18 protein-coding genes are annotated in these 18,241 nt (G+C 71.1%); 1 reads left to right on the forward strand and 17 read right to left on the reverse strand.

Going from position 1 to position 18,241, the window contains the following annotated elements:
* The first annotated feature begins 131 nt into the window (after positions 1 to 131).
* Positions 132 to 737, forward strand: a complete 606-nt coding sequence (locus tag ACFPIJ_RS02365; RefSeq protein WP_380112886.1) for a GNAT family N-acetyltransferase — start codon at positions 132 to 134, stop codon at positions 735 to 737.
* An 84-nt stretch (positions 738 to 821) separates the two neighbouring features.
* Here ACFPIJ_RS02365 and dapB read toward each other — a convergent pair whose 3' ends face one another.
* The 17 genes from dapB to rimP form a co-directional block, all read right to left on the reverse strand.
* Positions 822 to 1,568, reverse strand: a complete 747-nt coding sequence (dapB, locus tag ACFPIJ_RS02370) for a 4-hydroxy-tetrahydrodipicolinate reductase (protein ID WP_380112887.1) — start codon at positions 1,566 to 1,568, stop codon at positions 822 to 824.
* 10 nt (positions 1,569 to 1,578) lie between these two features.
* Positions 1,579 to 2,892 carry a M16 family metallopeptidase gene (locus ACFPIJ_RS02375; RefSeq protein WP_380112888.1) on the reverse strand — a complete coding sequence of 438 codons (1,314 nt, stop codon included), beginning with the start codon at positions 2,890 to 2,892 and terminating at the stop codon, positions 1,579 to 1,581.
* A gap of 3 nt (positions 2,893 to 2,895) precedes the next feature.
* Positions 2,896 to 5,358: a polyribonucleotide nucleotidyltransferase gene (locus tag ACFPIJ_RS02380; RefSeq protein WP_380112889.1), complete on the reverse strand. Its 2,463-nt coding sequence runs from the start codon at positions 5,356 to 5,358 to the stop codon at positions 2,896 to 2,898.
* Between the two features lie 219 nt (positions 5,359 to 5,577).
* Complete coding sequence (gene rpsO / locus ACFPIJ_RS02385; protein WP_203846174.1) at positions 5,578 to 5,847, reverse strand: 30S ribosomal protein S15; 270 nt, start codon at positions 5,845 to 5,847, stop codon at positions 5,578 to 5,580.
* Between the two features lie 94 nt (positions 5,848 to 5,941).
* Entirely contained in the window at positions 5,942 to 6,883 is a 942-nt protein-coding gene (locus ACFPIJ_RS02390; RefSeq protein WP_380112890.1) for a bifunctional riboflavin kinase/FAD synthetase, read from the reverse strand.
* A gap of 72 nt (positions 6,884 to 6,955) precedes the next feature.
* Positions 6,956 to 7,789 carry a tRNA pseudouridine(55) synthase TruB gene (gene truB, locus ACFPIJ_RS02395; protein ID WP_380113066.1) on the reverse strand — a complete coding sequence of 278 codons (834 nt, stop codon included), beginning with the start codon at positions 7,787 to 7,789 and terminating at the stop codon, positions 6,956 to 6,958.
* A 182-nt stretch (positions 7,790 to 7,971) separates the two neighbouring features.
* Positions 7,972 to 9,258 carry an MATE family efflux transporter gene (locus ACFPIJ_RS02400; protein ID WP_380113067.1) on the reverse strand — a complete coding sequence of 429 codons (1,287 nt, stop codon included), beginning with the start codon at positions 9,256 to 9,258 and terminating at the stop codon, positions 7,972 to 7,974.
* 554 nt (positions 9,259 to 9,812) lie between these two features.
* Positions 9,813 to 10,031: a DUF6186 family protein gene (locus ACFPIJ_RS02405; protein ID WP_380112891.1), complete on the reverse strand. Its 219-nt coding sequence runs from the start codon at positions 10,029 to 10,031 to the stop codon at positions 9,813 to 9,815.
* A gap of 73 nt (positions 10,032 to 10,104) precedes the next feature.
* On the reverse strand, positions 10,105 to 10,506 hold the full coding sequence (locus ACFPIJ_RS02410) for a hypothetical protein (RefSeq protein ID WP_380112892.1): 402 nt from the start codon (positions 10,504 to 10,506) through the stop codon (positions 10,105 to 10,107).
* A 53-nt stretch (positions 10,507 to 10,559) separates the two neighbouring features.
* On the reverse strand, positions 10,560 to 11,591 hold the full coding sequence (locus ACFPIJ_RS02415; RefSeq protein ID WP_380112893.1) for a DHH family phosphoesterase: 1,032 nt from the start codon (positions 11,589 to 11,591) through the stop codon (positions 10,560 to 10,562).
* Positions 11,588 to 12,085, reverse strand: coding sequence for a 30S ribosome-binding factor RbfA (rbfA, locus tag ACFPIJ_RS02420; RefSeq protein WP_380112894.1), 498 nt, complete (start codon positions 12,083 to 12,085; stop codon positions 11,588 to 11,590). The genes ACFPIJ_RS02415 and rbfA overlap by 4 nt, the downstream gene beginning before the upstream one ends.
* A gap of 87 nt (positions 12,086 to 12,172) precedes the next feature.
* Positions 12,173 to 12,469 carry a DUF503 domain-containing protein gene (locus ACFPIJ_RS02425; RefSeq protein WP_380112895.1) on the reverse strand — a complete coding sequence of 99 codons (297 nt, stop codon included), beginning with the start codon at positions 12,467 to 12,469 and terminating at the stop codon, positions 12,173 to 12,175.
* A gap of 20 nt (positions 12,470 to 12,489) precedes the next feature.
* Positions 12,490 to 12,870 carry a hypothetical protein gene (locus tag ACFPIJ_RS02430; RefSeq protein WP_380112896.1) on the reverse strand — a complete coding sequence of 127 codons (381 nt, stop codon included), beginning with the start codon at positions 12,868 to 12,870 and terminating at the stop codon, positions 12,490 to 12,492.
* A gap of 84 nt (positions 12,871 to 12,954) precedes the next feature.
* Positions 12,955 to 16,008, reverse strand: a complete 3,054-nt coding sequence (gene infB / locus ACFPIJ_RS02435; RefSeq protein ID WP_380112897.1) for a translation initiation factor IF-2 — start codon at positions 16,006 to 16,008, stop codon at positions 12,955 to 12,957.
* A 159-nt stretch (positions 16,009 to 16,167) separates the two neighbouring features.
* Complete coding sequence (locus ACFPIJ_RS02440) at positions 16,168 to 16,467, reverse strand: YlxR family protein (RefSeq protein ID WP_380112898.1); 300 nt, start codon at positions 16,465 to 16,467, stop codon at positions 16,168 to 16,170.
* Positions 16,468 to 16,472: 5 nt separating this feature from the next.
* Positions 16,473 to 17,507, reverse strand: a complete 1,035-nt coding sequence (nusA, locus tag ACFPIJ_RS02445) for a transcription termination factor NusA (protein ID WP_380112900.1) — start codon at positions 17,505 to 17,507, stop codon at positions 16,473 to 16,475.
* Positions 17,504 to 18,109, reverse strand: a complete 606-nt coding sequence (rimP, locus tag ACFPIJ_RS02450; RefSeq protein ID WP_380112901.1) for a ribosome maturation factor RimP — start codon at positions 18,107 to 18,109, stop codon at positions 17,504 to 17,506. Before rimP ends, nusA begins: the two co-directional genes overlap by 4 nt.
* Between the last annotated feature and the right edge of the window lie 132 nt (positions 18,110 to 18,241).

Raw genomic sequence — 18,241 nt, forward strand, 5'->3', positions numbered from 1 at the left:
TGTGCTGCCCTCCACTCGCTCGCTGCTGGCTGACCTTCTGCCTGTCTCAACGGTTGCTCGGGTCCAACTGTGACGAGTCGGCGCTACCCCGCCACGTGGCTCTTCACACAAAATCCGTAGGCTGCTGCGTCATGACGCTCGGCTTCGTCCGACCGGCGCGACTCGACGACGTCGTCGAGATCACGCGCATCCAACTCTCGACCTGGCGGGTCGCCTATCGGCGACTGCTACCCCAACACATCCTCGACCAACTGGATGAGGACTGGATTACCCGCAGGTGGCGGGACGCAATCGCGGAGCCCCCGACGCCTGCGCACCGGGTCCTGGTAGCTGTTGAGCAACAGGAATCGCCCGGCGGGCCGACCTCAGCATACGTCGTGGGGTTTGCCGCGTCAGGTCCGGCAGACGACACCGCACTCGCCCCGGACGAAGATCACACCGTCCTGGCGAAGGCCGCGGCGATCACCGATGTCCTGGTCGAACCCCGCTGGGGACGTCGCGGCCATGGAAGCCGATTACTGGCGGCTAGTGTCGATTTATGGCGTACTGACGGATTCACGACAGCCCTCGCATGGACGTTCGCTGACGACCGTGTTACGCGTCGATTTCTGGAGAGCTCCGGCTGGGCCCCGGACGGAGTCAGCCGGTCACTCGACGTCGATGATCTGCTCGTCCCGCAGGTCCGGTGGCATGCGTCACTCGAGACCGAGGAAGGCCCTTCCGTTACCGCGATGTGACCCTGTTGCGCCCGAATTGGGGCCTCTGGATCCCACGATTCGGGAATCTCCTACGAACGCGAATCAGTTACACAACGTAACCAATTAGTCGAGCAGCGGACCGAGGCCGACCGTCAGTCCGGGCCGCGACACGACGGCGCGGACGGCGAGCAGAACGCCCGGCATGAACGACTTCCGGTCGAACGAGTCGTGCCGGATGGTGAGCGTCTCCCCCGTGGCGCCGAACAGGACCTCCTGGTGCGCGACCAGCCCCCGGGCCCGCAGCGAGTGCACGGGGACGCCCTCGACGTCGGTGCCACGGGCGCCCGCCATCTCCTCGGTGGTGGCGTCCGGCACCGGCCCCAGACCCGCGGAGGCCCGCGCCGCGGCGATGAGCTGGGCGGTGCGCAGCGCGGTGCCGCTGGGCGCGTCGATCTTCTGAGGATGGTGCATCTCGACCACCTCGACCGACTCGAAGTACCGGGCCGCGCGGGCCGCGAACTCCATCATCAGCACGGCGCCGAGGGCGAAGTTGGGCGCGATGACCACCCCGACGTCCGGCTTGTCCACCAGCCACGACCGCACCTCGTCCAGCCGCGCCGTGGTGAAGCCGGACGTGCCGACAACCGCGTGCACGCCGTGCGACACGCACCAGCGCAGGTTGTCCATCACCACGTCCGGCGTGGTGAAGTCGACCAGCACATCGAACGAGGCGACGAGCGGATCACCCACGTCGAGCGACGCCACGAGCGAAAGGTCGGCGCTGCCGGAAACGGCCTGGCACGCCTCGGTGCCCATCCGGCCGCGCGCGCCGAGCACGCCGACCTTGATCGGCTCAGAAGGAGAGTTCACACGGGATAATTTATCCCAAAGCTCCCGCGAAGGCGTTGTCGTCGAACTCGCCGATCACCGCGAGGGACATCGGGCGGGACAGCAGCTCTCCCGCCACCTGACGGACCATCTCGGGGGTGACGAGGTCGACCCGGCGCAGCACCTCGTCGACGGACAGCAGCTCGTCGTACAGGAGCTCGCCCTTGCCGAGGCGGCTCATCCGGGACCCGGTGTCCTCCAGGCCCAGCACGACGGCGCCCTTGAGCATGCCCTTGCCGCGCTCGACCTCGGCGTCGGTGACGCCCTCCGCCGCGACCCGGGCCAGCTCGTCCCGGGTGATGGCGAGGACCTCCTCGACCTTGCCGGGCGCGCAGCCGGCATAGACGCCGAAGAGCCCGGCGTCGCTGTACTGCGACGTGAACGAATAGACCGAGTAGGCCAGCCCGCGCTGCTCGCGGATCTGCTGGAACAGCCGGCTCGACATGCCGCCGCCCAGCACGTTGTTGAGGGCACCGAGCGCGAAGCGGTTGTCGTGCTGTCGCGGGTACCCCACGCAACCGAGCACGACATGCGCCTGTTCGGTGTCCTTGTTGCGCACCACGATCTGCCCGGAGCGGGCCGGGACCCTCGTGGTGCGTGAGCGCCGCGGCGCGGGAGCCGACTCCACGGTGAGCCCGTCGAACGCCGCCCGGACCGCCTTGACCACCTTCGCGTGGTCGAGGTTGCCGGCCGCCGCGACGACCATCTGCGAGGGCAGATACCGCTTGCGGTAGAACCCGTCGATCTGCCTGCGGGTCAGCGCGGAGATGCTCGCCACGCTGCCGGAGATCTGCCGGCCGAGCGGGTGGTTACCGAAGATCGCCTCGGTGAAGACGTCGTGCACCTCGTCGCCGGGCTCGTCGTCGTGCATCGCGATCTCCTCGAGGATCACGCCACGCTCGGTCTCGACGTCGGCATCGGTCAGCACCGAGTCGATGACCAGGTCGCACACCACGTCGATGGCGAGCGGCAGGTCGGCGTCGAGGACCCGTGCGTAGTAGCACGTGTACTCCTTGGCGGTGAACGCGTTGGTCTCCCCGCCGACCGCCTCGATCTGGGAGGAGATCTCCAGCGCGGTGCGCCGTTTGGTGCCCTTGAACAGCAGGTGCTCAAGGAAGTGGGAGACCCCGGACAGCGCCGGGGTCTCGTCCCGCGAGCCGATGCCGACCCAGACGCCGAACGACGCGCTGCGCATCGCCGGTATCGCTTCGGTCAGGATGCGCAGCCCGTTGGGCAGCACGGTGCGGCGCACCGTGCCACCCAGCGGGTCCTCTGCCAACGTCTGGGTCAGCGGTCGACTCGCCATGTCTCAGCTGTGCCGGTTCCGCCGGCGACGGAACTCGCCACCGTCCTCGCCGCCTTCGCCACCCTCGTCAGAGGAGGACGACGACGGAGCCGAGGGCGACGACGGCGCGGTGTCCCCGGACGCCTGCCGCGGCCCGCGGTCACCCCGGTCGCCACGGTCACGCGAACGCGGCCCACGGTCACCGCCACGGTCACCGCCACGGTCCCGGCCAGCGGGCCGGTCACCGGAGCCGGAGCCCGCAGCGCCGCCACCCGCCGCCGCAGCCTCCGCCGCCGCGGCGGCCTCGGCCTCGGTCAGCACCTTGTCGAGGTAGATCTTGCCGCGGTTGTCGATGTCCGCGATCTGCACCTCGACCTTGTCGCCGACGTTGAGGAAGTCCTCGACCCGGTCGACGCGCTTGCCGTTGCCCACCTTGGAGATGTGCAGCAGGCCGTCGCGGCCGGGCAGCAGCGAGATGAAGGCGCCGAACGCGGCCGTCTTCACCACGGTGCCGAGGAACTTGTCGCCGACCTTCGGCATGGTCGGGTTGGCGATCGCGTTGATCCGCTCCACCGCGGCCTCGGCCGACGGGCCGTTGGTCGCACCGACGTAGATCGTGCCGTCGTCCTCGATGCTGATCTCGGCGCCGGTCTCGTCCTGGATCGCGTTGATGGTCTGGCCCTTGGGCCCGATCACCATGCCGATCTTGTCGACGGGGATGCGGACCGTGGTCACGCGAGGCGCGTACTGGCTCATGCCGGCCGGCGACTCGATCGCCTCGGCCATCACGTCGAGGATGACGTGCCGCGCGTCGTGGGCCTGCTGCAGGGCGCCCGCGAGGACGTCCGACGGGATGCCGTCGAGCTTGGTGTCCAGCTGCAGGGCGGTCACGAAGTCACGGGTGCCGGCGACCTTGAAGTCCATGTCGCCGAACGCGTCCTCGGCACCGAGGATGTCGGTGAGCGTGACGTATTCCGTCTTGCCGTCGACCTCGTCGGAGATGAGGCCCATGGCGATGCCCGCGACCGGCGCCTTCAGCGGCACACCGGCGGACAGCAGCGCCATGCTCGACGCGCAGACCGAGCCCATCGACGTGGAGCCGTTGGAGCCGAGGGCCTCGGAGACCTGACGGATCGCGTAGGGGAACTCCTCGCGGGCCGGCAGCACCGGGATCAGGGCCCGCTCGGCGAGCGCGCCGTGGCCGATCTCGCGCCGCTTGGGCGAGCCCACCCGGCCGGTCTCACCGGTCGAGTACGGCGGGAAGTTGTAGTTGTGCATGTAGCGCTTGGACTTCTCCGGCGCCAGGGTGTCCAGCGTCTGCTCCATGCGCAGCATGTTCAGCGTGGTGACGCCCAGGATCTGGGTCTCGCCGCGCTCGAACAACGCCGAGCCGTGGACCCGCGGGAGGACCTGGACCTCGGCGGTCAGCGGACGGATGTCCCGCGGGCCGCGGCCGTCGATGCGGACCTGCTCGCGCAGGACGCGGGCGCGGACCTCGTTCTTGGTCAGCGACCGCAGCGCGGCGCCGACCTCCTTCTCGCGACCCTCGAAGCCACCGGCGAGGCGCTGGAAGGCGGCCTCCTTGATCCGGTCGAGGGCCTCCTCGCGCTCCGCCTTCGAGGAGATGCGCAGCGCCTCGGAGACCTCGTCCTTGACGGCACCGGCCACGGCCTCGTAGGCGTCGGGCTGGTAGTCGAGGAAGGTCGGGAACTCCTGGACCGGCTTCGCGGCGACCGCCGCGAGCTCGGACTGGGCCCGGCACAGCTCACGGATCGCCGGCTTGGAGGCCTCCAGGCCACCGGCCACGACCTCCTCGGTGGGCGCGGGCGCGCCACCGGCGATGAGGGCCACGGTGTGCTCGGTCGCCTCGGCCTCGACCATCATGATCGCGACGTCACCGTCGGGCAGCGTCCGGCCGGCGACGACCATGTCGAACGTCGCCCGGCTGAGCTCCTCGAGGGTCGGGAAGGCGATCCACTGGCCGTCGACGTGCGCCATGCGGGTGGCGCCGATCGGGCCGGAGAACGGCAGGCCGGACAGCTTGGTCGACAGCGAGGCGGCGTTGATCGCCACGACGTCGTAGGGGTGGGCCGGGTCGAGGGCGAGGATCGTCTCGACGACCTGGACCTCGTTGCGCAGGCCCTTGACGAAGCTGGGGCGCAGCGGCCGGTCGATCAGGCGGCAGGTGAGGATCGCGTCCTCGCTCGGCCGGCCCTCACGGCGGAAGAACGAGCCGGGAATGCGGCCCGCGGCATACATCCGCTCCTCGACGTCGACCGTGAGGGGGAAGAAGTCGAACTGGTCCTTCGGCGTCTTGCCGGCGGTGGTCGCCGACAGCACGACGGTCTCACCCAGCTGGGCAAGCGCCGAACCGGCGGCCTGCCGCGCCAGGCGACCCGTGGAGAACGTGATCTCCCGGGTGCCGAACGCGCCGTTGTCGATGACCGCGGTGCTGAAGTGCGTACCGAGAGTGCTCTGCTCGGTCATGTGGTGTGGTGCTCCTTTGGGTTGGTGGTGCGCCCAAGGGCGGAGCGTCTGCGGCCGGTCTTCGATCGAAGCTCACGGGGCTTGTGCTGCCCGGGAGCCACTACCGAGGACCGGTGCGCCGACGCGCTCGGCGGGGGGCGCTGTTACAAGAGTTGCTACCAGTGTGTCACTACACGAAGGGGAGCGACGCATGGACGCCGCTCCCCACCGTGTGAGTCGTTATCGCCGCAGGCCGAGCCGCTCGATCAACGAGCGGTAGCGGGCGATGTCGCTGCGCTGCAGGTAGTTGAGCAGGCGGCGGCGACGGCCGACCAGCAGCAGCAGGCCACGCCGGCTGTGGTGGTCGTGCTTGTGCAGCTTGAGGTGTTCGGTGAGGTCCGCGATCCGCTTGGTCAGCATCGCGACCTGGACCTCCGGCGAGCCGGTGTCCCCTTCGACGGTCGCGTACTTGCCCATGATCTCGGTCTTCTGCGCAGAGTCGAGCGCCATGATCTCCCTATCGAGGTTACGTGCAGAAAAGGTCAGCCCCGCGGCGTCGTGCAGGCAGCCTGACCCCCGCCGGTCACCCGGCGTCGATCCAAGGCTAACAGACGGGCCGTTCCAGCACCCGTCTGGTCTGTGCGACATCGTCCCGGATCTGCTCGATCAGCGGCTCGATCCCCGTATAGGTCCGCTGCTCACGGAGCCTTTCGACGAAGTCGACGGCGATCCGCTCGCCGTAGATGTCGCCGGTGAAGTCGAGGATGTAGGACTCGACCCGCCGCTCCTTGCCGGAGAACGTCGGGTTGGTGCCGATGGACACCGCCGCCGGGTGCGGCACCCGGTCCCGGTCCCTGGTGACCCACGCCGCGTAGATCCCGTCGGCCGGGATCGCCGCGTTTGCCGAGGTCAGCAGGTTGGCCGTGGGGAAGCCCAGCTCACGGCCGCGCTGGTCGCCGCGCACGACGACGCCCTCGACCCGGTGTGGCCGGCCGAGCGCGCGGGTCGCGGCGACGACGTCACCGGCGTCGACGCAGGCCCGGATGTAGGTCGAGGAGAACACGGTGCCCTCCTCGGCGACCAGCGGTGCACCCTCCACCCCGAACCCGAACGTGCGGCCCAGTCGGTGCAGCAGCTGCAGGTCACCGGCGGCCTTGTGCCCGAACCGGAAGTTCTCCCCCACCACGACCAGCGCCGTGTGCAGGTGCTCGACCAGCGCGTCGTGGACGAACGCCTCGGGGGAGAGGTGGGAGTACTCCACCGTGAACGGGATGACGCACAGCACGTCGACCCCGAGCGCCTCGATCAGCTCCGCCTTGCGGGACGGCTCGCTCAGCACGGCCGGGTGCGACCCCGGCCGCACCACCTCCGACGGGTGCGGGTCGAACGTCAGCACGACCGACTGCACGCCAAGCTCCCCGGCTCGCTTCACGACGTGCCCGATCACCTGCTGGTGTCCCCGGTGCACTCCGTCGAAGACGCCGATCGTGGTGACCGCACGCCCCCAGCCACCCGGCGCCGCCTGTGTTCCCCGCCACCGCTGCATGGATTCGAGACTAGCCGAGGGTGCTGTCGCAACATTTGCGGCAGGTGTACGAGACGTGCCCGGCCGCCCGGTTCACGGCACCAGCACGATCTCGGGCCGGGCCCGGCCGTCCTTCTCCCGGACGATCGCCAGGACGGTGCCGTCGGGGGCGAACACGGCATACGGCTCGGCGACCCCGATCGGTGCCAGGGAGCCGCCGTGCGACAGCGTCTTCGCCTCGACCTCGTCGGCGTCGCGGCGCGGGAAGCACCGGTCGGCCGCGGCCGGCAACGGCATCGTGACCGGGTCCACACGGTCGGCGAGCTCGTCCAGGGTCGCCGCCTCGGCGAGGGTGAACGCACCGACGGCGGTGCGGCGCAGCGCGGTCAGGTGCCCGCCCACCCCGAGCGTGGCACCGAGATCCCGGGCCAGGGCACGGATGTAGGTGCCGGACGAGCACGCCACGTCCACGTCCACGTCAACCCAGCCGGGTTCGCGCCGGATCCCCAGGACGTCGAGGCGGGCCACCGTGACCGGCCGGGCCTGCAGCGCGACCTCTTCGCCGGAGCGGACGCGATGGTACGAGCGCACCCCGTTCACCTTGATCGCCGACACCGCGCTCGGCACCTGCAGGATCTCCCCGCGCAGCGGTTCCAGCCCGGTGTGCACGTCCCCGTCGGTGATCCCGCTCGCGTCCACTGTGGACACGACCTCGCCCTCGGCGTCGTCGGTGACGGTCGCCTGCCCGAGCCGGATCGTGGCGCGGTACTCCTTGGTGCTGCCGATCACGTACGTGAGCAGGCGGGTCGCCTTCTCCACGCCGATGATGAGCACCCCGGTCGCCATCGGGTCGAGGGTCCCGCCGTGCCCGACCCGGCGCGTCCGCGCCAGCCGCCGCATCCGCGACACCACGTCGTGCGAGGTCATCCCGCCGGACTTGTCCACGACGACCAGTCCGCCCTGCGTTGCTGCCTTCTGCGCCACGACGGACCAGCCTAGAGGGTTATCGCACGGCGCTGTTACTGGCTCCGTCGGCTTCGCCAGCGGTCCCGTGGAGGGCTGCGCCACCCCACACCCCCCATGCGAACGCTTCGCGTCCGCACACATGCCTATCGCACAGCGCCGGTGACGGCCCAGCGGTCGCCGGCCAGGCGCCACAGCAGCCCGGCCAGGCGCAGCGCGATGAACAGGCAGAGGGCGACCCACACGCCGCGCAGGCCGGCGTCGAGCCAGTACGCCAGCCAGATGCCGGGCAGGAACCCGCCGAGGGCCGACACCAGGGTCAGGTTGCGCAGGTATCTGATGTCGCCGGCGCCGAGGAAGACACCGTCGAGGGCGAAGACCACGCCCGCCGCCGGCATCATGGCGACGAACCACCACCAGGCGGTCCTGGCTTGGGCGTACACCTGCGGATCGGCGCCGAACCAGGGACGGACGGTCGCCAGGGCGGCCGCGACGAGAAACGCGAACGCGATCCCCGAGACGAGGCCGGCGGTGGTGATCCGGCGGGCGAGCAGCTTCGCCTCGTCGGCGCGGTCACCGCCGAGGGCCGCGCCGACCAGGGACTGCGCGGCGATCGCGACCGCGTCGAGGGCGAGGGCCGTGAAGAAGAACAGCTGGATGGCGATGAGGTGCGCGGCGAGGCTGGCGGTGCCGAAGCGGGCCGCGACCGCCGACGCGGACAGGAAGCACGCCTGGAACGCGGCGCCGCGCAGCAGCAGGTCCCGCCCGAGCGTCAGCTGGCGGCGGATCACGTCGAGGTGCGGGCGCAGCGGGACGCGCTCGGTCAGCAGCGCCCGCACGAACAGCAGCCCGACGGCCGTCTGCGCGATGACGTTGGCGACGGCGGAGCCTTCCAGGCCGAGCCCGAGCGGGTAGACCAGCAGCGGGCAGAGCACCGCGGACAGCGCGTTGGCGCCGAGGACGTAGTACAGCGGCCGGCGGGTGTCCTGCACGCCGCGCATCCAGCCGTTGCCGGCGGTGCCCAGCAGCAGTCCGGGCGCGCCGAGCGCGGCGATGCGCAGCCAGTCGGCCGCGCCGTCGGCGACCGGGCCCGCGGCGCCGGCGATGGCCTGGGTCAGCGGTCCGGCGGCGACCTCCAGGGTCACCATGATGGCGACGCCCGCGCCGAAGGCCAGCCAGGACGCCTGGACGCCCTCCTCGACCGCGGCCTCACGCTGACCGGCACCGAAGCGGCGCGCGGCGCGGCCGGTGGTGCCGTAGGCCAGCACGTTGCCGAGCCACACGGCGAGCGCCATGACCTGCCCGCCGATCGCCAGGGAGCCGAGCTCCTCGCGGCCGAGGTGCCCGACGACCGCCGTGTCCACCAGGACATACAGCGGCTCGGCGGCCAGCACGACCAGTGCCGGCAGGGCGAGGGCGGCGACACGACGCATGGTCACCGCGACAGCGTAAGGAGTTACCTCCCGACGCGCTACTTACAACGTTGGATCAGCCCCGCCGGTCCATCGACATCTGCAGGGCGGCGCGGGCGCGCTCGCGGGTGTCGGGGGTGGACTCCTGCGGCTTGGGCTGGGGCTTCGGCTGCTCGGGCATGACTCCGGTCTCCTGACTGATGACGCCGCCGGCAGGACGGCCGGCGACGCGGTTGGTGTGTTGACGATCCGATCGCAGGGGCGCCGGGGTCACCGGCGGCCACGCCAACGCACGACCAGGAGACCGACGGTGGGTGATGTCGGCCTGAAACGTGGATCGGTGGGTCTGGCGCATCTGGTTTCCTCGCATTCGGCGGCTGTGGTGTGACCTGGGCCGTGAGACGCCCGCCGCCGGGTTCCGCAGAAGCGGTCAGCCCCGGGACGGGCTGCGAAGAATTCGTACGATGCGCATGATGACTAAGTTATCGTTCAGTTCCAGCATGTGCGACGTCATCCCGCCATTTGGACGTTGTTACCCGCCGGTTCACGTGTCGGAAAACGGTCAAGGGCGCAGCTCAGCGGGCCAGGAAGTGCCAGCCCAGCCACCACCAGAAGCCGAACATCGCGATCCGTCCGACCGGCAGCGGGCCCACCCGGTAGCGCATGACGACCCCGCAGACCTCGCCGATGGTCGGCACCCGCGAGCCCTCCCGGCGGGCCGCGACCTCCACCGCCGCGAACAGTCCGATGGCCACGGCGAACGCGGCCGCGATGCCCGCCTGTGCGAGGGTCATGCCGCCGCCTCCGCTGAGCGACCCGAGCCGCTGCGCCGGCCGCTCATGCTGCCGCCTCCGCCGCGCCGGCCCCTCATCGCCGCACCATCGCCCAGAACACCCACAGCCAGCCGAAGTACCCGGCGGCGCGGGCCGGGTAGTGCTCCAGCAGCGGGTCCGCGAGCCGGGACAGCGTCGGATACTCCCGCGAGCCGATCAGGAACGTGACGCCCTCGACGACCGCGAAGATCCCGATCGGCAGCAGCCACCACGCCGAGGCCCTGGGCAGTCGCGCCGGCGCGGGGCGCTTCGGCACCGTGGCGGACATCCCGAGCCACAGCAGCGCACCGCCGGCGCCGAGCACGAGGAGGTTGGCCCGTAGGGAGAACGACGGCAACGCCCCGCCCACGAGGGCGGTCAGGGCGAAGACCGGTGCCAGCACGACCGGGCGGGCCCAGACCCGATCGACCCCCGCAACCAGCTCAGGTCGGTCCATACATCGATTGTCACCGCACAACCACCTGGCGGGCCAGCGCTGTCAGCCCTGGATTAACCCTGATCCACGAGGACGACCCGGTCCTCGAGCGCGGCGCGGATCGAGGCCATGACCGACTCGACGGTGCCGCCGGCGCTGAACCCGGCCGCGAAGCGGTGCCCGCCGCCGCCGAGTCCGACCGCGACGCGGCTGACGTCTACGGCGCCCTTGCTGCGCATCGAGACGGACCATTCACCCGGCCCGACGGGCTTCACCACGCACGCAAGGTCGGCCTCCGCCACGCAGCGCACCGAGTCGATCAGCGCCTCGACCGCGCCCGCGGGCTGGTCGAACTCGGCGAGGTCCTCCAGCGTCACATACGTCCACGCGAGGCCGAGCCCGCCGGCGGGTTCGAGGACGGTGCGGGCCAGCGCGGCGCCGAAGAGCCGGACCGCGCCATAGGGCCGGGTGTCGAACAGGCGGCGGGAGATGTCACCGACCGGGATGCCGGTGGCGATGAGCCGGGCCGCGAGCTCGTGCACGGCCGGGGTGGTCGAGCCGTGCTTGAACGAGCCGGTGTCGGTGGCCAGGGCCACGTAGAGGCACTCGGCGATCTCGGGGTCCAGCGCGACGCCGAGCCGGCTGAGCAGGCCCTCGGCCACGACCGACGTCGCGGCGGCGGTCGGGTCGATGAGATTGATCGCGCCGAAGCCGGCGTTGGACGCGTGGTGGTCCAGCACGATGCCGACCGGGGTGGAGGTCAGCGTCGCGCCGAGGGCCCCGAGCCGCTCGATGCTGGCCGCGTCGAACACCAGCATCGCGTCGGGCAGGGTCACCGCGCTCGCGGGCACCAGCATCGACGCGCCCGGCAGCTGGTCGAAGGGCGACGGGACGACCATCGGGCCGGGGAAGGTCGCCTCGATCACGAACGACGGGGCGAAGCGGCGCAGACCGAGCGCGAAGCCGAGCATGCTGCCCAGCGCGTCACCGTCGGGGTTGACGTGACACGCGAGCAGCACGCGGGCGCCCGGGGGCAGGCCGCGCAGCGCTGAAACCGCTGCGGCCCACTCCCCGGGCGTCGGTCGCACGGCCTGCGCGAGGGTCACCGCCGGTCCTGGCCGACGACGACCTCGTCGTCGGCACCTTCGGCCCCCGCCAGATCGTCGATTCCATTCTCCAGCTCGTCCTCGAGCTTGTAGGGCTGGGCGTCGCCCGCGTAGTGCGCACCCGCGGCCCGGCGCTGGACCTCCGCGTCCGCGCTGCGCGCAGTCGCCAGCAGGTCGTCGATGTGCTTCACGTGCTCGGTCACGTCGTCGTGCACGAACGCGAGACTCGGCGAGTGGCGCAGCCCGAGGGCCTTGCCGACGGTGGACCGCATGAGCCCTTTGGCGCTCTCCAGCGCCGCTGCCGTGCCCGACTGTGCCGTCGCGTCACCGAGGACCGTGTAGAAGACGGTCGCCTCACGCAGATCGGCGGTGATCCGCGCGTCGGTGATCGTGATCATGCCCAGCCGAGGGTCCTTGACCTGTGTCCGCACCACCGAAGCGACCAGCTCTTTCACGCGCTCCGCGTGCCGGCGCACCTTTGCCGGATCCGTCATCTCGAACACCTCCGCAGCCAAAACGATCTGACCAACGCTCTGACATTACCCGCGGCACGACCCGGAGGCCGCGCACGGAACTCAGGATTACTCGTCATCGTCACCGTGCAGCCGGCGGCGCACGGAGAGCAACTCGATCTCGGGTCGGCCGGCGACCGCCCGTTCGATGGTGTCCAGGACCTCGCGCACGTGCGCGGCCTCGGAGGCGACCACCGCGACGCCGACCTCGGCGCGTCCGTGCAGGTCGAGGGCGCCGACTTCGGCGACGGACACCTCGAACTTGCGCAGATACGCCACGAGCGGCCGCACGTAGGCGCGCTTGGCCTTCAGCGAGCGGGAGTCACCGGGAAGGAGCATGTCGAAGACCGCGGTTCCGGTATACACGGCCCAAGATCCTAACGAGTCTAGGTCGCCCTGGCCAGCAATAATGGGGCTGGGGTCACCGGCAGGGGCGCGGCGTCCTCCACGATCGGGCGGGGAGTGCGCCGCGGCATCCCGGCGCCGGCGCTGCCGCCACGGCCCGGGTAGACATAGAGCGTGCGCGGGTCGACCGCGTCGAGGGCGGCCACCACCGCCGGCAGGCGCCGGAAGCGGTCCCAGGCGGCGGTCTCGTGCTCGGCGAAGCCGAGCTCCAGCACGACCCCGAACGGCTCGGCCTGCCAGATGAAGTCGTGGGCGCCATGGGTGACCGCAGCCTCGAGCAACGAGCTGGACCAGGCGTCACGCCACTGCCGCGCCGGGGTCTCCCCGTCGCGCACCTCGATCGACCACCAGGTGAGGTTCATGACGGATCCGACGGTACGCCCGGATCCAACATCAAAGAAAGGGCCGCCACGGATTCCGTGGCGGCCCTTCTCAGCTCTGCGGCATCAGCCGCGCGGCTTCTCCCGCAGCTCCCAGGTCTCGATGACGTCACCGAGCTGGATGTCGTTGAAGTTGCCGAGCGTGATACCGCACTCGAAGCCCTCGCGGACCTCGGTGGCGTCTTCCTTGAAGCGGCGCAGGCCCGCGATGGTGAGGTTGTCGGAGATGACAGCCCCGTCGCGGAGCAGGCGCGCCTTGCTGTTGCGCCGGATGAGCCCGGAGCGGACGATGCAGCCGGCGATGTTGCCGAAGCGCGACGAACGGAAGACCTCGCGGATCTCCGCCGTGCCGAGCTCGACCTCTTCGTAGATCGGCTTGAGCATGCCCTTGAGCGCGGTCTCGATCTCCTCGATGGCCTGGTAGATGACGGTGTAGTACCGGATCTCCACGCCCTCGCGGTCGGCCAGCTCGCGGATGCGACCCTCGGCCCGCACGTTGAACCCGATGACGATCGCGTCGGACGCGCTCGCCAGGTTGACGTCGTCCTGCGTGACGGCGCCCACGCCCCGGTGGATGATCCGGAGCTGGACCTCGTCGGAGACGACGATCTTGACCAGTGCGTCCTCGAGCGCCTCGACCGAACCCGAACCGTCACCCTTGAGGATGAGGTTGAGCGTGGTCTTCTCGCCCTCCTTGAGCTGGTCGAACAGGTTCTCCAGCGTGACCCGGCCGGTGCGCGAGGCCATCTCGGCCGCGCGGCGGCGAGCCTGCCGCTGCTCGGCGATCTGGCGCGCGGTGCGGTCGTCGTCGGCGGCGAGGAACGTGTCGCCGGCGCCGGGCACCGAGGTCAGACCGAGCACCAGGACCGGACGGGCCGGACCTGCCGACGGCACGGGCTTGCCGTTCTCGTCGAGCATCGCCCGGACGCGCCCGTAGGCACGGCCGGCGACGATCGAGTCACCGACGTTGAGCGTGCCCTTCTCCACCAGCACGGTGGCGACCGGACCACGGCCACGGTCGAGGTGCGACTCGATCGCGATGCCCTGCGCCGGACCGTCGATCGGCGCGCGCAGGTCGAGCGCGGCGTCGGCGGTGAGCAGCACTGCCTCGAGGAGACCCTCGATGTTGATGCGGCTCTTCGCGGAGATGTCGACGAACATGGTCTCGCCGCCGTACTCCTCGGCGACCAGGCCGTACTGCGTCAGCTCCTGGCGGACCTTCGCCGGGTTGGCGTTCTCCTTGTCGATCTTGTTGACCGCGACCACGATCGGCACCTCTGCCGCCTGGGCGTGGTTCAACGCCTCGATCGTCTGGGGCATGACGCCGTCGTCGGCCGCGACCACCAGGACCACGATGTCCGTGGCCTGCGCACCACGGGCACGCATGGCGGTGAACGCCTCGTGACCCGGGGTGTCGATGAAGGTGATCGCGCGGTCGATGCCGTCCTCGCCGTGCGGCACGTGCACCTGGTAGGCACCGATGTGCTGGGTGATGCCACCGGCCTCGCCGGCCACGACGTTGGTGGAGCGGATCGCGTCGAGCAGCTTCGTCTTACCGTGGTCGACGTGACCCATGACGGTCACGACCGGCGGCCGGATGACCAGGCGCTCCTCGTCGACATCGGCATCGAGGTCGATGTCGAAGCGGGCGAGCAGCTCGCGGTCCTCGTCCTCGGGGCTGACGATGCTGACGACGAAGCCCAGGTGCTCGCCGAGCAGCTCCAGGGTCTCGTTGGTGCACGACTGGGTCGCCGTCACCATCTCGCCCAGGTTGAACATCTCCTGGACGAGCGAGCCCGGGTTGGCGTTGATCCGGTCCGCGAAGTCGGACAGCGAGGCACCCTGCGGAAGCCGGATCGTCTGACCCTGACCCCTGGGAGCGCCCGAGCCCATCGTCGGCGCGGACAGGTTGTCGAACTCTTGTCTGCGCTGCTTCTTGGACTTGCGGCCACGGGTCGGCCGGCCACCGGGACGCCCGAAGGCACCCGCCGCACCGCCACCGCGACCACGGCCACCGGCACCGCCGCCACCGGGACGACCGGCACCGCCGACGCCCGCGCCGGGCGCGCCGCCGCCACCACCGGGACGGAAGCCGCCACCGGCACCGCCGGCACCGCCGCCACCACCGGGGCGGAAGCCGCCACCGGCACCGCCGCCGCCACCACCGGGACGGAAGCCACCGCCGCCGCCACCACCGGGACCGCCGGGACGACCACCGCCGCCACCGGCGCCGAAGCGGCCGCCGCCGGCACCAGGGCCGCCACCCGGACGACCGGGACGGTCACCGGGGCCACCGGCCGGGCGACCCGGACGCTGGCTCGGCATCTGCGACGGGTTCGGCCGGGGGCCGCCCATCGAGGCGGGGTTGGGCCGCGGAGGCATCGCGGCCGGGTTCGGTCGCGGGATGTTGCCACCCGGTGCGGGCCGCGCCGGAGCGCCGCCGGAGACACCGAACGGGTTGTTGCCCGGGGAACGCGCCGGCGGGCGAGCGCCGCCGGGACGTGGCCCCTGGCCGGGACGTGGGGCACCGGGAGTCGGCGCGGCACCCGGCTGGGGTGCCGGCGTCGCCGGTCCGGGACGCGGGCCGGGCGAAGGTGCGCCACCGCTGGGCGGCGGCGCCTGCTCACGCCGGGTGGTCTCCCGCTGGCGGGCCTCCTTGGCGGCCTTCATGGCCGCTTCCTGGTCCGCCTTCAGTGCGGCGGCACGCTGCTCGGCGGCCGCCACCTCGATGTCGTGTGCGCTCGTCGGCTTGACCACGGGCGCCGGGCGCGGCGGACCGGGACGCGGGCCGGGCCCGCCTCCGGAGCCACCGCCCGCGGGCGGCTGTGGCCGCTTCGGGGGCGCGAAGGGCTTGGCTGCCGGGACTGCCGGGTTCGGACGCGGTGCCGAGGGCACCGGCGCTGCCGAAGGGGCCGACGATGCCGGCGCAGGAGGTGCCGAGGGCGCTGAAGCGGACCCTCCGGACTCGAAGCTCGCTCGCAGCCGGCGCGCCACTGGCGCCTCCACCGTGCTGGATGCGGACTTCACATACTCGCCAAGCTCCTGCAGCTTCGCGAGCACGGTCTTGCTCTCGACCCCGAGCTCTTTTGCCAGCTCGTGTACGCGGGCCTTGCCTGCCACTACACTCCTCACCTCGAGGCCGGGCGGCATAGGTCCGCGCCGACCTCACTCGTGCACTTGAAGCCTGGTCATCTCAGGGACTTCATCGTGTGCTCATGTCCGTCGTCCTACCTTGCGTGTCCGGGTGGGGCATCTCGCGCCCACCATCGGCGGTTCCGATCACTGCGATTGCTCCGACGCCGCCGCCAGGGCGACGGCTTCGGCCAGCGGACCGGTGTCCAGGACTCCGGCGAGACGTAAGGCTCGCCCGAAGGCTCGCCGACGCTCCGCTAGCGCCAGGCAAGCCGGATCAGGATGCAGGTGCGCTCCCCGACCCGGCCGTCTGCGGGCCGGATCAGGGACAGCCATGAACTGGTCAGGGCCGGACTCGATCGCGACAAACCGCAGCAACTCGGAGGATGACGCACGCTTCCGGCAACCGACACAAGTGCGGACCGGGGGCGTGCGACGTACCGACAAGAAGTCTACCCTGCGCTTTCAGCTTGCGCCGCGCCCGGTCCCGTGACGTGATCGACGTTGCCGTCCGACGCGTTGTCCGGGCGGATGTCGATCCGCCATCCGGTGAGCCGCGCGGCGAGCCGTGCGTTCTGGCCCTCACGCCCGATGGCCAGGGAAAGCTGGAAGTCCGGGACGGTCACCCGGGCGGCCCGGTTGCCCGCGTCGACGACCTCGACGTTGAGCGCCTTCGCCGGCGAGAGCGCGTTGCCGACGAACTGCGCCGGATCGTCCGACCAGTCGATAATGTCGATCTTCTCACCGTGCAGCTCGCTCATGACGGCCCGGACCCGCTGGCCCATCGGGCCGATGCAGGCACCCTTGGCGTTCACCCCGGAGACCGTCGTGCGCACCGCGATCTTGGTGCGGTGGCCGGCCTCGCGCGCGATCGCGGCGATCTCGACGGTCCCGTCGGCGATCTCCGGCACCTCGAGGGCGAAGAGCCGCTTCACCAGGTTCGGGTGGGACCGCGACAGCGTCACCTGCGGCCCGCGGAAGCCCTTCACCACGTGCACCACGATGCACTTGATGCGCTGGCCGTGCTCGTACCGCTCACCGGGGACCTGCTCGGCAGCTGGCAGCAGGCCCTCGATCTTGCCGAGGTCGATCGAGACGATGCCCTTCTCGGTCCTCGCGTCGTGCGCCTGGATGACGCCGGTGACCAGGTCGCCGTCGCGCCCGACGTACTCGCCGAAGTGCGCCTCGTCGGTCGCCTCGCGCAGCCGCTGCAGGATGACCTGCTTGGCGGTCATCGCCGCGATCCGGCCGAAGTCGTGCGGGGTGTCCTCGTATTCCCGCACGATCGTGCCGTCGTCGTCGAGGTCCTGCGCGAGCACCGAGGCCGCGCCGGTCTTGCGGTCGATCTCGACCCGGGCGTGCGAGTTGGCCCCTTCGGTGTGCCGGTAGGCGGTCAGCAACGCGGTCTCGATCGCCGCGAGGATGGTCTCGAACGGGATCTCCCGCTCACGCTCCAGCGCGCGGAGCGCCGCCAGGTCGATGTTCACGCCTCGTCCTCCCCTTCCTCGTCGTCGTCATCGAAGTCTTCGTCTTCGGGCAGGTCTTCGTCGTTGTCCTCGGGCAGCTCGGCGAGCCGCTTCATCTCCACCTGCACCCGGCCGGGGCCCAGGTCCTCGAACGCGAACGTCCGGGCGGTGCCCTCCACGTCCAGGGTCACCCCGGAGTCCGTCACCGCCGTCACCCGGCCCGTCACGGGCACCCCGGCGACGTCGACCAGCACCAGGCGGGTCCGGTTGCGCCGCCAGTGCCGCGGCTCGGTGAGCGGCCGGTCGACCCCACGGGAGCCGACCTCCAGCTCGTACTCCCCCGCGATCAGTTCGTCACCCGACGCCTCGGCCTCGTCCAGCGCGGCCGAGACCACCCGCGACACCTCGGCGACCGCGTCCAGGTCGACGCCCTTGTCGCTGTCGACCGCGACCCGCAACAGGTGACGCCGCCCGACCCGGCTGACGTCGAGGTCCTCCAGGTCGTAGCCGGCCGCCACCACCACGGGCTCGACGACCTTCCGCAGTCGCTCGCGGTGCGCACCGGCGTCGCGGACCCCAGCATCCCGCGAACCGCCGGCGCGGCGATCCCGCTGCTGAGCCATGATCGACACCTCTTTCTGCACCGCCCTGCGGGCACACGCCTGCACGCCGCCTGCGACCGAATGCGCGGGCGGCTCCCCGCAGAGCGTAACGCGCGGTGACGTCAGGCGTTCCGGCGGCGCTCCCACCGCACC

This window comes from Dactylosporangium cerinum (assembly GCF_042653625.1).
Lineage (GTDB): Bacteria > Actinomycetota > Actinomycetes > Mycobacteriales > Micromonosporaceae > Dactylosporangium > Dactylosporangium cerinum.

What these genes read in the sequence shown, in the direction of transcription:
- ACFPIJ_RS02365 (WP_380112886.1), top strand. Translation starts at nt 132, where the DNA reads ATGACGCTCGGCTTCGTCCGACCGGCGCGACTCGACGACGTCGTCGAG.
- ACFPIJ_RS02375 (WP_380112888.1), bottom strand. Translation starts at nt 2,892, where the DNA reads ATGGCGAGTCGACCGCTGACCCAGACGTTGGCAGAGGACCCGCTGGGT.
- ACFPIJ_RS02380 (WP_380112889.1), bottom strand. Translation starts at nt 5,358, where the DNA reads ATGACCGAGCAGAGCACTCTCGGTACGCACTTCAGCACCGCGGTCATC.
- rpsO (WP_203846174.1), bottom strand. Translation starts at nt 5,847, where the DNA reads ATGGCGCTCGACTCTGCGCAGAAGACCGAGATCATGGGCAAGTACGCG.
- ACFPIJ_RS02390 (WP_380112890.1), bottom strand. Translation starts at nt 6,883, where the DNA reads ATGCAGCGGTGGCGGGGAACACAGGCGGCGCCGGGTGGCTGGGGGCGT.
- truB (WP_380113066.1), bottom strand. Translation starts at nt 7,789, where the DNA reads ATGACCTCGCACGACGTGGTGTCGCGGATGCGGCGGCTGGCGCGGACG.
- ACFPIJ_RS02400 (WP_380113067.1), bottom strand. Translation starts at nt 9,258, where the DNA reads ATGCGTCGTGTCGCCGCCCTCGCCCTGCCGGCACTGGTCGTGCTGGCC.
- ACFPIJ_RS02405 (WP_380112891.1), bottom strand. Translation starts at nt 10,031, where the DNA reads ATGACCCTCGCACAGGCGGGCATCGCGGCCGCGTTCGCCGTGGCCATC.
- ACFPIJ_RS02410 (WP_380112892.1), bottom strand. Translation starts at nt 10,506, where the DNA reads ATGGACCGACCTGAGCTGGTTGCGGGGGTCGATCGGGTCTGGGCCCGC.
- rbfA (WP_380112894.1), bottom strand. Translation starts at nt 12,085, where the DNA reads ATGACGGATCCGGCAAAGGTGCGCCGGCACGCGGAGCGCGTGAAAGAG.
- ACFPIJ_RS02430 (WP_380112896.1), bottom strand. Translation starts at nt 12,870, where the DNA reads ATGAACCTCACCTGGTGGTCGATCGAGGTGCGCGACGGGGAGACCCCG.
- rimP (WP_380112901.1), bottom strand. Translation starts at nt 18,109, where the DNA reads ATGGCTCAGCAGCGGGATCGCCGCGCCGGCGGTTCGCGGGATGCTGGG.